This window comes from Campylobacter sp. US25a (assembly GCF_004379075.1).
In the GTDB taxonomy this organism is placed as follows: domain Bacteria; phylum Campylobacterota; class Campylobacteria; order Campylobacterales; family Campylobacteraceae; genus Campylobacter_D; species Campylobacter_D jejuni.
Genome location: NZ_RYYM01000066.1, coordinates 1 through 851 on the forward strand (window position 1 = coordinate 1; position 851 = coordinate 851).

The window sequence follows — 851 nt, forward strand, 5'->3', positions numbered from 1 at the left end:
CACAAAAGAAAAACTTGTGATTGAGTATTATATCAAAAATGATTTGGTTTTTCCTTTAGGAACTTTTTTTATATATTATCGTCAAATTTCATATTCACCTTCTCCAGGACATATAGTGATATACACCTTTGGAGATAAGGCCAAAGAATACCTTGAACCTGGTTTATTCAGTGATGGCGATGATCCAACAAAAGGTTGTTGTGAAAAAATTAATGCCATTATAAAACCTCATGTAATGCCTTATTTGCTAGGCTTAAGTGATGAAGAATTTGAAAAAATCTTTTTCCATGTAAACGCTACTAGTGACATTGATACCACTTTCCTTAAAGAAGCAATGGAACTCAGAAAAGAGAAAAAAGATGAATGAAAGCATTTATGGAAGTTTAGAGTTTTATTCTAAAGAAACCCAAAGCACTCCTAGTGATAAAAGGGATTTAGGAGTATTTGGAGATGTTGCTCCTTATGCTTTAGGCATTACAGAAGGTTTTGCTACCGAAGCTTTTAAAAAAGGGATAAAAAGTTTAGATATAAAAGCTGATTCTTTGTTTTGGAAAACCATGCGTTATAAAATAACAGTAGTGAATTTTGGAATATTGAATTTTTTTCTGGCTAAAGCAGAAGGAAAATCCAATGTAAGGGCTTTGACTGAAACAGGTGTTGGTGTTAGTATCAGTATAATCATGAATGAAACTCCTATTGGAGCAACAATAGAAAAAGGTAGCGAATATGTCGCCAAACAAACCTTAACTCAAACTAGCAGGGTTGCTTCTAATACTGCAACTAAGATAGCTAGCTCAAGAGTAGCATCTAATATCGCAGCTAGAGCTGGCGTATCCATACTTTCTCGTATT

General features: G+C 33.7%; 1 protein-coding gene and 1 pseudogene. Both read left to right on the forward strand.

Features of this window, described 5'->3' with window-relative positions:
• Positions 1–367, forward strand: a pseudogene (locus ELQ12_RS09755) (hypothetical protein); the annotation flags it as partial.
• The coding region (locus tag ELQ12_RS09760; RefSeq protein WP_134264755.1) for a hypothetical protein at positions 360–851 on the forward strand (492 nt) is incomplete at its 3' end. The pseudogene ELQ12_RS09755 and the gene ELQ12_RS09760, both read left to right, overlap by 8 nt.